The sequence below is a fragment of the Coleofasciculus sp. FACHB-712 genome, assembly GCF_014695635.1.
Lineage (GTDB): Bacteria > Cyanobacteriota > Cyanobacteriia > Cyanobacteriales > FACHB-T130 > FACHB-T130.
In genome coordinates, this window is sequence record NZ_JACJOQ010000645.1 from 1 (window position 1) to 12,870 (window position 12,870).

Consider the following 12,870-nt stretch of genomic DNA (forward strand, 5'->3'; position numbering starts at 1 on the left):
TCTTATTCACGAATCATTTAGGATTGCTATAGAAGCGATCGCATCTACATACGAATGATGAATAATTCCGAAACAAAATCCTGGGAAGAAGTCCGCATCGCCTTCAAAAAAATCTGGGGATATGATGATTTTCGACCTCCACAAGGAGAAATTATTCGCAGCTTGTTGCAAAAGCAAGATGCTCTAATTGTGATGCCAACGGGCGGGGGAAAGTCGATTTGTTTTCAACTCCCGGCGCTACTGCAAACGGGACTAACGTTAGTGATTTCGCCCTTGGTGGCGCTAATGGAAAATCAAGTGCAGGAATTGCGCGATCGCAATTTACCCGCTGCCTTGTTGCATAGCGAAGTGCCAACTCCCCAACGACGGCAAACGCTGCAAACTCTCGAACATTTGAGATTATTGTACTTATCCCCAGAAACGCTGCTGAGTGCCCAAGTTTGGGAAAAGTTGTGTCAACCAAAACTAAAAATTAACGGCTTAATTCTCGATGAAGCGCATTGCTTAGTGCAGTGGGGAGAGACATTTCGACCAACTTATCGACGACTGGGAGCGGTGCGACCGGCGCTGCTAAAATTAAAGCCAGCTGGGACTAAAATCGCGATCGCTGCTTTCACTGCCACTGCCGATCCCGCAGCGCAGCAAACCATCCAACAAGTCTTACAACTCCAACAGCCAGCGGTTTTCAAAAATAGCCCCTATCGGCAAAATCTACACCTGAAAGTGCAAACCATTTGGACACCTAGAGGACGCCGCCAAGGGTTATTGAAGTTTATTCAGGAAAGACCCAAACAAGCAGGGTTAGTCTACGTCCGCACCAGGCGAGATAGCGAAGAATTAACTCAGTTACTTAGCGATCGCGGTTATGCAACCGCAGCTTATCACGCGGGGTTGAGTCCAGAGGAACGGCGCTCAATTGAAGCAAGCTGGCTGAGCGATAAAATGCCTTTTGTAGTGTGTACCTGCGCCTTCGGGATGGGGATTAACAAAAGCAATGTTAGGTGGGTAGTTCATTTTCACTCGCCTTTACTACTTTCCGAGTACGTGCAGGAAGTAGGGAGAGCTGGACGAGATGGTAAATTATCTGAAGCTTTAACCTTGGTGAGCGAACGGACGGGGTGGCTGAACCCGGAGGATAAGCAAAGACGGGAATTTTTTGCGGGAAAGATGCGATCGCAATATCAAGAAGCTCAGCAACTCGCATCCAAACTCCCACCAAAAGGGGAAGTAACCGCCGTAACCAAACAGTTTCGAGACGGTGCTGTCGCTCTCGCTCTCCTCCATAGTGCTGGACAATTGGAGTGGCAAGATCCCTTCAATTATGTTCGGCGTTCGGTTGGAAAATCTCGCTCTTTTGGGGAACTCAGTAGCCAGCAGCAGCAAGTTCAATTCCAGATGGCGCAATACCTGAACACGCGACAGTGCCGTTGGCAGTTTTTGTTACAGGCTTTTGGCTTCACCCAAGAGGCAGCTGGCTGGCGGTGCGGACACTGCGATAATTGCGCTCGACGCTAATCTTCGGAGTCCGTATCAGTCGTTAACCCGGTGCGAGCAACGTTGAAGATGAAGTAGGTTTTCACTTCGGAATGGAGCCATGTTTATTCAAACTGATCGCTTGCTGCTGCGGGAATTTACGGAAGCTGACTGGTCTGCCGTTTTAGCTTATCAATCCACGCCAGCATATCAACGCTTTTATCCAGAGGTCGGGCGCACTGAGGCAGACGCTCGCGCCTTCGTTAATCGCTTCCTCCTGTGGCAGCAGGAAACGCCCCGATGGAGGTATCAATGGGCAGTCGTCCGGAGACAGGACGGACTGATTGGTAATTGCGGTATTCGCAAAAGCGATCGCGATGCCTCAGAAGCAGAAATTGGGTGTGAATTGGCTCCCGAACACTGGGGGCGAAATTATCCGGTTGAAATGAGTCGTCCGCTACTGCAATTTGGCTTTACAGAGCTTGGACTGCATCGCATTTATGCACACTGTATCGCTGAGAATAGAGGGGCAGTGTCATTGGCGCAGAAGCTTGGGATGACCGAAGAAGGTCGCTTGCGAGAGAATGTCAGCATCCGGGGACGGTGGCATGACACGCTCGTATACGGCATCTTGAAGCAGGAATGGGAGGCGATGGTTGAATAACACCGGAACACGGACTAAGTTAAACTTCTTGAGGCAAAAGTCTTTTCTTTCTTCTTCATGGCTAGAGCCAAGGGCTTGAAACCCTGTCTGCTGAGGATGCCAACTTCTTTTTTACTGAGTCCTCAGTCCTCAGTCCTCAGCCCTCAGCCCTCAGTCCTCAGTCCTCAGCCCTCAGTCCTCACTCCTCAGTCCTCACTCCTCAGCCCTCAGTCCTCAGTCCTCACTCCTGAAGACTTTTTCGCTCAAAAGGCAAAAGGCAAAAGTAAAAATTTTTACTTTTGCCTTTTATAGACCCTAGACTTTAGTTGAGCGACGACGAGAGGGCTTATTCTCTCGCCTCTCCCGATCTTGGCGACGGCGATCGCGCCATTCTATCAGCGTCAGATAGATAATGCCCCCAGAAACCACCGTTAACAGGGCAAAGGTAGAAAAAGCCAGAACAGTCAGAACAGAAGTTTCCACAATGCTTTTAGAAGCCGTTACGACCCCAAATGACCATTGAAATCGACCAAGTAAACAAAACCAAAACTGAAACCCAACCGAGACTCAAAATATCCATAGTTGTATGTAAAGATAAGTGCCCAATAATCACTCCAGCGCCTATCATAATTCAATTTGAGGCATCTATGGCAGACCTCGGCGAATGACGAGGTCGCCAAAAAAACCTTTAACTGAACTAGGAGCGATTTTCACAGGATATTGCACGAGATGGTTGATCGGCTTGAGCGAATAGAATCTATCAAGGCAGGAACTGTTGCTGCTTTGTCTTTTTTCCTGGGTTATGGCATTGCTACCCTGAGCAATATTCTCGTGCTGTCGGAGCAGTTTGAGACACTCGCCAATCTGAAAGTCACGAATGGCGTTCACTTTCTAGTGAGTATGGCGATCGCTCTTTTGAGCGGTTTTCTGTTTGGCGTCACCTACCGCTATATTATTCGAGAAGACCCCAACCCACACCTCAGGACTGGCGCAGTGTTTGCCTTTGGGTTGGTGCGGGGATTAGGGCAAGTGGAGGCTGGGTTAAATTTCCCCGATGCCTTCTGGTCGTTTGGGATTCTGGGAGGAGAGAGTATTTTGCTATTTGCGATCGCTCGTCTCCTCCTCGACTGGACAATTCAGCTAGGCTGGGTAAAACCGTTTAAGTCAAGCTAAATTCCGCAAACTCTGGTTGCCCATACATCATATTTCGGTCAACCGCTGAGAGGATTTTCTGGTTCGCAGCATCAGAATTAAGACACTGGCAAGTCAACTGCGCGACATCCGCGCGATGAATCGTCCCCGCAACTCGCGGATCTTCCGTCAAAACGCCATTGCCAGTTGCTGGTTCAGACTTCAATCCGCCGGGGCGGATAATAGTGTAAGTCAGTCCGCTGTCAATCAGATACTTCTCGGCTTTCTCCTTTTCAATTAACACTGGCTTCAGCGTTTCTAAAGCTTGTGGAGGGATAGCTCCGACACTATCTCCACTTCCAATCGAAGAAATGAGAATAAACTTTTTTACCCCTGCTTTCACAGCAGCGTCAATAAGATTTTTGTTCCCCAAAAAATCAGCTCTTTCGCCGTCTTTGGGTAAACCGCCGATGGTGCTAATCGCAGCATGAATCGGTTCATCTCCTAAGATTGCCTGCTCAACTTCGGCAACATTTAAAGCGTCTCCCATCACTCCTTTAATTCCCATCGCTTCCAATTCGGCAGCAGATGCTGGCGATCGCAACAATGCCTTCACCTTCTGGTTTTCCTGTATTAAGTAGTTGGCAATTTCTCGACCAACGCCCCGACTGGCACCCGCTAGAAAAATATAGGATTCACTTGTCATCTTAAATTTCTTACTGTCCTAACTTGATATTTCATATTTTGCCGTAATTAGGGCGAAGAAAAAATGTAAAATTCCCAAACCTATTCTTCAATTTTGCATTTTTAATTTTTAATTTTTAATCTTCTCCTTGCCACCATCACCAGCCAAGATTGAGCTTCACAGGGCAATCCTGGGGGACGATAGTAGTGGTGGAGAATCTCAAAATCAGCTTGTTCTAGACAGGGTGCCAAAGTTTCATATTCCCACCCAGAAACAAAGCGATAGCCGGTTGGACGAACGCTATAGCCTTCGCTATCTCCACGACAAATAGAAATAATAATTGCACCGCCAGGAACCAGCGCTTGATGCAAATCCTTCAGCACTTTCACCATTTGGGAATGAGGAACGTGAAGTAGCGATGCATTCGCAAAAATCCCATCAAAGGTTTCTGGCGGCAGATCGAGATTGAAAAACGACTGCTGCCAAACCTCACAATCCGCAGCCTGTCGTGCCATTTCCACAAACGCAGGCGTTGCATCCAAGCCAATCACAGTATGCCCTTGGCGTTTGAATGCCAGCAAATCTCGTCCGGGACCACAGCCTAGATCGAGGATTTTACCCGGATTTTTAGGCATCGCCGCTACCAAGGCATCACGATTTTGGGAAACATCGTGATCCCAAGTTCCCTCCCGAAACGATTCTGCTGTCGCTTGGTACTCCGCAATTGTCAGTTGCTCGTGTTCCTGCATCCTTCGCCTTGCTCAAACCTAATAGAATCTTACTATTCTCTATTTCCTCGTATTCTCTGTACCTCTGTGGTTTAAATTATGTTTCCTGGAGAAGTATTCGCCAACACCGCTGATTTTGACACTGGGATTCGCCATCTGTTGCCACGCTATGACGAAATGCTAGATGCGATTGCCCTTTGTCTACCCTCTACAACCAAAGCTGTCCTAGAACTCGGCTGCGGCACCGGCGAACTCAGTTTAAAGATCCTCAAGCGTTGTCCTGATGCCCAACTGGTTGCTGTAGATTACTCTCCTCGGATGATTCAGTTTGCAAAAAAGAAAATCCACGCAGCAGGCTATGCAGACAGGTGGACGGGAATTGAAGCCGACTTCGGAGATTGGGCGAATCATGCGCTGGAACTGGGAGAAAGCTTTGATGCCTGTGTCTCATCCTTGGCAATTCACCATCTCAGCGATGAAATGAAGTTGAAATTATTTCAGCGGATTGGTGAAAGCCTCAATCCAGGCGGCGTCTTTTGGAACGCAGATCCCATCCTGCCGGAATCACCAGTGATGCAGGAAATTTACCAAACGGCGCGGGAAGAATGGACATTGCAGCAAGGAACAACGCTGGCAGAAATTCGCGACAAAATTGGTAAGAGCAATCCTCAAGGTTACTCTAGTCAAGATCAATTAGCGACTCTAACCTCCCACTTAAAAATGCTGACAAATTCTGGGTTTACTACAGTGGCTATTCCTTGGAAATATTACGGTTTAGCCGTATTTGGCGGCTTTGTAGGATAAGCTTTTAACCCCAATTTATGGTTGGAAATCCTTATCTAACTCTGTCAATGTGAGAAAAAAATCTGGTAAATCATGCCAATTCGGCAGAATTTTATCTTCGCGTCTTCGTGGTTTAAAAAACAATTTTTGAACTACGAAGACACAAAGCACGCGAAGAAAACCCTCGTCTTTCAACTGACACCTTGAGGGCGGTAGTAATCCCAATCCTACTGCTGTAATGCTTGAGTACCTTTCTTTGCCAAAATTGCTGAGGATAGGGCTGAACGCTTACTTAAAGAAAATAGGTAAGGAAATTTTATCTTTTTTGTTAGCTCGTACAACAGGATTGGTAATATTAGACTAAAAATAGTTACCAGAATGATATGTAAAACCACATGATTGATGTGAAGACCTTTTTGGAGGAATATTCGAGTCGCTCCCATTGCTAACATATGAGCTAAATAGATGGGCATCGATAAAAAACCCAGGTAGCGAATAATATCTAATTTTTTTCTTTCTGCCAAGTAAAAGGATATTCCTAAAGTAAAGATGATTCCTCCAGATGCCATAAAAAATCTAGTTCCTGGTTGTTCGCTTAAACCAAATTGTAAAAGTGTCATTTGAAAGATGACAAATATCAGCGCGATCGCGCCAATTTGCTGCTTGTTCAATTTATGCAAGGTACTCGGAATGTTTCTCAAGTCGTTGTGCAACCAGCGTGCCACAATTGCCCCAATGACGAAAAATACAAACATACTCATGAATTTAGTCAGAATTTCGCTAGGTGCATAGGGATTTAGCAAGTAAAGTAAAATAGAAAGAGAAAACAATACATATAAATTGATAAATTTTTGAGCGATCGCAAAGACTAAATAAGACGCAAACAAAACATATAAAAACCAAAGAGTAATTAAAGGAATGGGGTTAAAAGCCATGTAAAATGGTAAATTTTTAAACTGCAATTTGATGGGATTATTCGTATAGGTTGACATCAAAACCAAAATGCTACCTTGGATAACAGACCAAAGTAAGTAGGGATACACAATTGTATTGAATTTATCCCCCCAGAATTTCTTCTTACCCTTCAATAAGCTTTTTTCTACAAATAAACCGGAGAGAAAAAAGAAAAGTGGCATATGAAAGCTAGAAATAAAATTAAAAGAGTAATCATGAAATAAATCATGCATTCCCATTCCAGCATTTTTTAAATTGGTCAAAACATGGACATAGACAACTAAAATGATGCCGATGCCTTTGGCATAATCAATCCAGTCAAGTCTAGTGCATGATAACGGTTCCGGCTTGCTTGGTAAAATTTGTAATTCTTCGACAGGCTTCATAATCTTGGTAGTTCCCCTTAATTGCAGTGCTGCATAATTCATGGAACCAGCAATGCCTGTTTTATAAAGTCAAGGATATGGCTTCCGTAAAGACTACAGAAATCCGATATTTCCGTTGTCATGCTACGTGCAACTTCTTTGCAAGTTCCGCAGCGAGTCAGACGAAAAAAATCAACCCTCAGCTAGATTCGGGCAGACACACCTTCAGGTAGCAGCACTTCTAAACTACTATCTTCATCTGGACAGTAGAGCGAGGTCAGCCCTAAGATAGATTTTTTTGTGAAGAAAGTATGTTGTCTATACCGGAGAATGATTTAATAAGCACTCCCAGCCAGTACCCTCGTATCCAAAATGGAAGCTTTCGGGATGCAGAATTTCGGCTAAGATTTCCAGGGAATCTACCAAACGGGGGCCGGGACGGTTGAAGTAGGCGTTGCCATCGGTGATGTAAACCCTGCCGGTTTGTACCGCTTGTAAGCTTTGCCATTCGGGACGTTGAAGCAGCGGCATTGCCTCAGCGCGAGTACGGTTTAAATCGAAGCCACAGGGCATGAAGATGATGACAGTGGGGTCAGCGGTGGCGATCGCTTCCCACTTCAACCACGGCGAATGTTCACCCTCAACACCGAACAGAGATTGACCTCCAGCCATTTTGACTAATTCAGGAATCCAATTTCCCGCTGCCATCAGGGGATCGATCCACTCGATACAGGCAACTGTAGGACGGGCGCTGTCAGGAAGTGCTTGCGTCTTTTGCACGCAAGCGTCGATGCGAGACTGTAACCCAGCTAGCACGGGTGGCGCAGCGATACCCAAGGCATCAGCGACTCGTTGAATATCTGCCCAGACATCGCTTAAAAAATTAGGCTGTAAGGAAATAATCTGCGGCTGAGAGTGCGTGAGCGTAGCAACCGCTTGCTCGACTTCTGAGAGGCTGACAGCACAGACTTCACACTGAGCTTGAGTCAAAATATGGGTGGGTTGCAGCTGTTCCAGAACGTCGGTTTTGACTTGGTAAACGCTCAACGCAGATTGCAACAAATCCGTAACCCGATCGTGAATTTCCGGACTGGTGCCTTCGGGGTTAAATTTGGGCTGGGTGCAGACGGGCAAATTTTGGATTTCTGGCGGATAGTCGCATTCATGCGATCGCCCGACAATCGCCTGAGTTAGCCCCAAGATCGCTAAAATTTCCGTAGCGCTGGGAATCAGAGAGACAATTTTTAGGTTTGAATGAGTCACTTTTCCAACTCCTTTAGCAGCCTCGATCGAGAACTCATCATCAATTCTTGCTATCAAACAGTTCCAGGATGGCGCTGACGCCGTTAAAGAAAACAGCTCCTTTGGTTAGGGCTAAACCACGAATATGCCTCAATCTCATTCTCGTCTACTTTCTTTCCTGCAAATCGCGTCTCCAGCTGCGATCGCGATCGCGTTTCCACTTGGCTGTTTGGTGATGCTCGATTGGCTGTTCGAGCTTCCTTTCCTCAAGAATGTATTTCCACAGCACTCCCACAGCGACATCGGGCTGGCAATCCTGGGAGTGATGAACGCGGTGGTTTTTGGCATCCTGGTTTGGTGGAATGCGAAAACATTAAAAACCATAGACTCCCAACGGCAACAAGCAGAAGAAGAACTGCGCCAACTCAATGCAGAACTGGAGGAGCGAATCGAGCAGAGTACGGCACAATTGAGGCAAGCCAACGAACAATTGGCAAGCGAAATTGCCGAACGCAAGCAAGCAGAGGAGACACTCTCTCACCGCCAGCAGGAATTCAAAGCCGTGCTTGAAAATGCGCCCGATGCGATGATGCGTCTTGACAAACAAATGCGTTATGTTTACGTCAATTCATTTGTCGAGCGGAGCACGGCAATGCCCGCGCTGGCATTCATCGGTAAGACTCCTGAAGAAGCTGGCTCACCCAAAGAGTTGTGCCAGCTTTGGGAAGATACCCTGCGGATGGTTTTTGAAACAGGTCAAGAACAAACGATTGAATTCCAGACTGCCACGGTAAACGGATTCCGCAACTTTCAATCGTGTGTAGTTCCAGAGTTTAACCAAGAAGGTGAAATCGAAACTGCCTTGGTTGTGAGCCGCGACATTAGCGATCTCAAACGCGCCGAGGCAGCTCTCCAAAAAGAACGAGAATTCTTAAACGTATTGCTAGATAACATAGAAGCCGGAATCGTTGCTTGTGATGCCAATGGTGTTCTGACTCTGTTTAATCAGGCTTCACGAGCATTTCATGGCTTGCCAGAACAACCGCTTGCTGCGGAGCAGTGGGCAGAATACTACGATTTATATCTGCCCGACGGCAAAACGCCCATGAAGCGGGAAGATATCCCGCTTTTTCGAGCGTTACAAGAGGAGCCTATCCGCGATGTAGAAATGGTGATCGCCCCAAAATCAGGCAAAGTTCGCACCTTATTAGCTAGCGGGCAGGCATTTTTTGATTTGCAGGGAACCAAGCTGGGTGCTGTTGTTGCCATGCACGATATCACCGAGCGCAAACGAGCCGAGGAGGCACTGCGAGAAAGCGAGGAACGGCTACAGGCAATCGTGGATAATTCCACAGCGCTGATTTATCTAACGGATATTCAGCACAGAATCCTGCTGATCAACAACAGGTTTGAAGATTTGTTTCACATCAATAGAGAGCAGCTCCTCGGTAAAAGCCTGTACGATATCTGGCCGTTTGCGATCGCCGATGCCTTTGTCAAGAATAACCAAAAGGTACTCGCAGCCCAAATTCCGATAGAAATTGAAGAAGTCGCCCCTCACGACGATGAGTTACACACCTACATTTCAATCAAGTTTCCCCTTTATGACGCTAGTGGCGTTGTTTATGCCGTTTGTGGAATTTCCACCGACATCACCGAACGCAAGCAGATAGAGGAACACATTCGCACCCTGAACGCCGATCTTGAGGAGCGAGTGAACGAGCGGACAGCAGAGCTAAGGCTGATCAACCAAGCATTGCAAAGTGAAATCAGCGAGCGTCAGCGGGCAGAAGAAGAACGCGCCCAACTCTTGCTCCGCGAACAGGAAGCTCGTGAATTAGCCGAAGCAAGCGAACAGCGCTATCGCTTTCTCGCTGAATCCATCCCGCAGATAGTCTGGACTGTAGACTCAGATAGTGATTTCGATTACGTCAATCAGCGCTGGGTTGATTACAGCGGATTAACCCTCTCACAAAGCCAGGGTGACGGATGGTTCTCTGTCCTACATCCGGACGATCGGCTGGTGTCGATACAGCGGTGCCATCAATCTGCGGAGGTGGGCGAGAGTTACGAAATCGAAAATCGCTTCAAACGGGCTGCGGACGGACAATATCGCTGGCACCTAACTCGCGCAGTGCCGATGAAAGATCCTACCGGACGAATCGTTAAGTGGTTCGGCACCTGCACAGACATCGACGACCAGAAACATACGGCGGAGGCGCTGCGAGAAAGCGAGGCGCGGTTGCAGGCGATTCTAGATAACATTCCGGCAGTTATCTACCTCAAGGACACTGAGGGCAAGTTTATTTTTATTAATCACCAGTTTGAAATTCTTTTTCATATTGATGGAGAAAAGGTTAAAAGCAAGACTGATTACGATCTCTTCCCCAAAGAAATGGCGGATGTATTTCGGGCGAACGATCGAAAGGTACTCGAAGCCAGAACTGCTGTGGAGTGGGAAGAAGTTGTGCCTCAAGATGACGGACTACACACGTACATTTCGACTAAGTTTCCCCTGTGCGACGCGGCTGGAGTTCCTTATGGAGTTTGCGGCATCTCCACCGACATCACCAAACGCAAACGAGCCGAGGAGGCATTACAAGAAAGCGAAGCTCGGTTTAGGCGCGTCGTTGAATCCAACATGATTGGGATTCTCTTCTGGGATGTGTCAGGTAACGTTACAGAAGCCAACAACGCCTTCTTAGAGATGGTCGGGTACACGCGGGAGGATCTGCTTTTAGGGAAAGTGGATTGGAAAAAGATGACTCCTGTGGAATATAACTATCTCGATGAAAAGGGCATCCAGGAGCTAGCCGTGACGGGGATTTGTAGCCCCTTTGAGAAGGAATATATTCGTAAAGATGGCAGTCGCATCCCTGTTTTGCTCGGCGGTGCTGTGCTGGAAGGATCTCAAGATAAAGGTGTGTGCTTTGTCATTGACATCACTGAGCGTAAGCGGATGGAGGAGGCTCTCTTCAAACAAGCACAGGAACTCGCTCGTTCTAATGCGGAACTGGAACAATTCGCTTATGTAGCTTCCCATGACTTGCAGGAACCGCTGCGAATGGTTGCCAGCTACACCCAGCTTCTGTCTCGGCGCTACAAAGGGAGACTGGATGAGGACGCCGACGATTTTATTGATTTTGCCGTCGATGGTGCGAACCGGATGCAACGGCTGATTCAAGATTTGTTGGAGTATTCGCGCCTGGGAACGCGAAGTCGGGAATTTGAGATGGTGGATTGCGATCGCTCTTTTGAGGAAGCGATCGCCAATCTGCAAATTGCGATCGCCGAAAATAATGCCACCATTACCCGCGATCCCCTACCCTCGGTGAGGGGGGATGCGACTCAAATCGGGCAGCTGTTACAGAACTTAATTGGGAATGGAATCAAGTTTCGTAAAGATGCCCCCCCCCAGGTTCACGTTTCCGCTCAAACAAGCGAAAATGAATGGGTCTTCTCAGTCCGCGATAACGGTATTGGGATTGCCCCAGCTCATCAAGCACGAATTTTTGTCATTTTTCAACGTTTGCACGCACGCGAAACCTATCCTGGTAACGGAATTGGTTTAGCTATCTGCAAAAAAATCGTCGATCGACACGGTGGGCGGATCTGGGTGGATTCTGAATGGGGACAGGGAAGTGTATTCTACTTTACAATTCCCAGAACAGGAGAGAACCCAAAGTGAATCTGGGTAATAGACCCGTAGAAATCCTGCTAGTTGAAGACAATGAGGGTGATATTCGGCTCACCCAAGAAGCATTTAGAGACAGTCAGGTTGGGAATCACCTGAATGTTGTCCGGGATGGTGTTGAAGCGATCGCCTTCCTCAAAAGAGAAGAAAAGTATGCCAATGCCGTTCGTCCCGATATTATCCTCCTTGACCTCAATTTACCGAAGCGCAACGGTATTGAAGTGTTGACAGAAATCAAGCAGGATGACCAGCTTAAAAGGATTCCCGTCATCGTTCTGACCTCCTCCCAAGCCGAACCAGATATTCTCAGCAGCTACGATTTACATGCCAACTGTTTCATCAGTAAGCCGATTGACCTAGATCGGTTTCTGCGGGTGGTGCAGTCAATCGAGGACTTCTGGCTCACCATCGTCAAACTCCCCCCAGAATAGAAAAAGCGAACCAAAAAATATTTTTCTGCTCACTTTAAATTTCTCCTAGATTGGGCTTACAATGATAGTTTTGGTTAAAGTCTGAAGGGTACACAAGAGGAAGCTATATGTCCCGATATCGAGGCCCACGCCTCAGAATTGTGCGTCGCTTGGGCGATCTGCCCGGTTTAACTCGCAAATCAGCCCGCCGTGCATATCCACCAGGACAGCATGGTCAAGCCCGGAAGAAGCGCTCAGAGTATGCTGTCCGACTAGAGGAAAAGCAGAAACTCCGCTTCAATTATGGCTTAAGTGAAAAGCAGCTGCTGCGTTACGTGCGGAAAGCACGTCGCGCCACGGGTTCCACGGGTCAAGCATTGCTGCAACTGTTAGAAATGCGTCTGGATAACACCGTTTTCCGGATGGGGATGGCTCCCACAATTCCTGGGGCGCGTCAGCTAGTCAATCACGGTCATGTGTTGGTGAATGGTCGTGCGGTGAATATTCCCAGCTATCAGTGCCGTCCGGGAGAGGTCATCAGCGTCCGCGATAAGGAAGGATCTCGCCGGTTAGTGCAACAGAACCTGGAATATCCAGGGTTGGCAAATATGCCCAGCCATCTAGAGTTTGACAAAACCAAGATGACTGGCAGAGTCAACGGCGTGATTGAGCGCGAATGGATCGCGCTGCAAATCAACGAACTGCTGGTGGTTGAGTACTACTCACGCCAAGCTTAAGATAGTTTTGAGTTTTGAGTTTTGA

At 47.5% G+C, this 12,870-nt stretch carries 14 protein-coding genes; 8 read left to right on the plus strand and 6 right to left on the minus strand.

Annotated elements, in window-relative coordinates; genetic code table 11:
- Positions 1–57: 57 nt before the first annotated feature.
- The 3 genes from H6F50_RS24200 to H6F50_RS24210 all read left to right on the plus strand — a co-directional run bounded on the left by H6F50_RS24200 (position 58) and on the right by H6F50_RS24210 (position 2,428).
- Complete coding sequence (locus H6F50_RS24200) at positions 58–1,515, plus strand: RecQ family ATP-dependent DNA helicase (protein ID WP_190430653.1); 1,458 nt, start codon at positions 58–60, stop codon at positions 1,513–1,515.
- A 79-nt stretch (positions 1,516–1,594) separates the two neighbouring features.
- Positions 1,595–2,137: a GNAT family N-acetyltransferase gene (locus tag H6F50_RS24205; RefSeq protein ID WP_190430642.1), complete on the plus strand. Its 543-nt coding sequence runs from the start codon at positions 1,595–1,597 to the stop codon at positions 2,135–2,137.
- Positions 2,138–2,233: 96 nt separating this feature from the next.
- Positions 2,234–2,428 (plus strand): hypothetical protein, encoded by a 195-nt coding sequence (locus H6F50_RS24210; protein ID WP_190430643.1) that lies wholly within the window; start codon positions 2,234–2,236, stop codon positions 2,426–2,428.
- A 3-nt stretch (positions 2,429–2,431) separates the two neighbouring features.
- On the opposite strand, the gene H6F50_RS24215 is transcribed toward H6F50_RS24210, so the two are convergent.
- Both H6F50_RS24215 and petN read right to left on the minus strand, forming a co-directional pair.
- Positions 2,432–2,599 (minus strand): hypothetical protein, encoded by a 168-nt coding sequence (locus H6F50_RS24215; RefSeq protein WP_190430644.1) that lies wholly within the window; start codon positions 2,597–2,599, stop codon positions 2,432–2,434.
- 7 nt (positions 2,600–2,606) lie between these two features.
- Complete coding sequence (petN, locus tag H6F50_RS24220) at positions 2,607–2,696, minus strand: cytochrome b6-f complex subunit PetN (RefSeq protein ID WP_190430645.1); 90 nt, start codon at positions 2,694–2,696, stop codon at positions 2,607–2,609.
- A 149-nt stretch (positions 2,697–2,845) separates the two neighbouring features.
- Here petN and H6F50_RS24225 point away from each other — a divergent pair, with 149 nt between their 5' ends.
- Positions 2,846–3,289 carry a hypothetical protein gene (locus H6F50_RS24225; protein WP_190414713.1) on the plus strand — a complete coding sequence of 148 codons (444 nt, stop codon included), beginning with the start codon at positions 2,846–2,848 and terminating at the stop codon, positions 3,287–3,289.
- Here H6F50_RS24225 and H6F50_RS24230 read toward each other — a convergent pair.
- Positions 3,276–3,953 carry an SDR family oxidoreductase gene (locus H6F50_RS24230; RefSeq protein WP_190430646.1) on the minus strand — a complete coding sequence of 226 codons (678 nt, stop codon included), beginning with the start codon at positions 3,951–3,953 and terminating at the stop codon, positions 3,276–3,278. The genes H6F50_RS24225 and H6F50_RS24230 overlap by 14 nt on opposite strands.
- Before the next feature lie 101 nt (positions 3,954–4,054).
- The gene (locus tag H6F50_RS24235) at positions 4,055–4,681 is read right to left on the minus strand and encodes a class I SAM-dependent methyltransferase (RefSeq protein WP_190430647.1); all 627 of its coding nucleotides are present in this window, start codon (positions 4,679–4,681) and stop codon (positions 4,055–4,057) included.
- 78 nt (positions 4,682–4,759) lie between these two features.
- On the opposite strand from H6F50_RS24235, the gene H6F50_RS24240 reads away from it, so the two are divergent.
- Positions 4,760–5,464, plus strand: coding sequence for a class I SAM-dependent methyltransferase (locus H6F50_RS24240; protein WP_190430648.1), 705 nt, complete (start codon positions 4,760–4,762; stop codon positions 5,462–5,464).
- A 206-nt stretch (positions 5,465–5,670) separates the two neighbouring features.
- On the opposite strand, the gene H6F50_RS24245 is transcribed toward H6F50_RS24240, so the two are convergent.
- The gene (locus H6F50_RS24245) at positions 5,671–6,825 is read right to left on the minus strand and encodes an acyltransferase (RefSeq protein ID WP_190430649.1); all 1,155 of its coding nucleotides are present in this window, start codon (positions 6,823–6,825) and stop codon (positions 5,671–5,673) included.
- 255 nt (positions 6,826–7,080) lie between these two features.
- Complete coding sequence (locus H6F50_RS24250; RefSeq protein WP_190430650.1) at positions 7,081–8,025, minus strand: ABC transporter substrate-binding protein; 945 nt, start codon at positions 8,023–8,025, stop codon at positions 7,081–7,083.
- Positions 8,026–8,149: 124 nt separating this feature from the next.
- Between H6F50_RS24250 and H6F50_RS24255 the strand changes: the two genes are divergently transcribed.
- The 3 genes from H6F50_RS24255 to rpsD all read left to right on the plus strand — a co-directional run bounded on the left by H6F50_RS24255 (position 8,150) and on the right by rpsD (position 12,845).
- On the plus strand, positions 8,150–11,692 hold the full coding sequence (locus H6F50_RS24255) for a PAS domain S-box protein (protein ID WP_190430651.1): 3,543 nt from the start codon (positions 8,150–8,152) through the stop codon (positions 11,690–11,692).
- Positions 11,689–12,129, plus strand: coding sequence for a response regulator (locus H6F50_RS24260; protein ID WP_347275859.1), 441 nt, complete (start codon positions 11,689–11,691; stop codon positions 12,127–12,129). The genes H6F50_RS24255 and H6F50_RS24260 overlap by 4 nt, the downstream gene beginning before the upstream one ends.
- Positions 12,130–12,236: 107 nt before the next feature.
- Positions 12,237–12,845 (plus strand): 30S ribosomal protein S4, encoded by a 609-nt coding sequence (rpsD, locus tag H6F50_RS24265; RefSeq protein ID WP_190414721.1) that lies wholly within the window; start codon positions 12,237–12,239, stop codon positions 12,843–12,845.
- Positions 12,846–12,870: the final 25 nt, after the last annotated feature.

Coding starts and splice junctions, on each gene's coding strand:
- H6F50_RS24200 (WP_190430653.1), top strand. CDS start 58: ATGAATAATTCCGAAACAAAATCCTGGGAAGAAGTCCGCATCGCCTTC.
- H6F50_RS24205 (WP_190430642.1), top strand. CDS start 1,595: ATGTTTATTCAAACTGATCGCTTGCTGCTGCGGGAATTTACGGAAGCT.
- H6F50_RS24210 (WP_190430643.1), top strand. CDS start 2,234: ATGCCAACTTCTTTTTTACTGAGTCCTCAGTCCTCAGTCCTCAGCCCT.
- petN (WP_190430645.1), bottom strand. CDS start 2,696: ATGGATATTTTGAGTCTCGGTTGGGTTTCAGTTTTGGTTTTGTTTACT.
- H6F50_RS24225 (WP_190414713.1), top strand. CDS start 2,846: ATGGTTGATCGGCTTGAGCGAATAGAATCTATCAAGGCAGGAACTGTT.
- H6F50_RS24230 (WP_190430646.1), bottom strand. CDS start 3,953: ATGACAAGTGAATCCTATATTTTTCTAGCGGGTGCCAGTCGGGGCGTT.
- H6F50_RS24235 (WP_190430647.1), bottom strand. CDS start 4,681: ATGCAGGAACACGAGCAACTGACAATTGCGGAGTACCAAGCGACAGCA.
- H6F50_RS24240 (WP_190430648.1), top strand. CDS start 4,760: ATGTTTCCTGGAGAAGTATTCGCCAACACCGCTGATTTTGACACTGGG.
- H6F50_RS24245 (WP_190430649.1), bottom strand. CDS start 6,825: ATGAATTATGCAGCACTGCAATTAAGGGGAACTACCAAGATTATGAAG.
- H6F50_RS24255 (WP_190430651.1), top strand. CDS start 8,150: ATGCCTCAATCTCATTCTCGTCTACTTTCTTTCCTGCAAATCGCGTCT.
- rpsD (WP_190414721.1), top strand. CDS start 12,237: ATGTCCCGATATCGAGGCCCACGCCTCAGAATTGTGCGTCGCTTGGGC.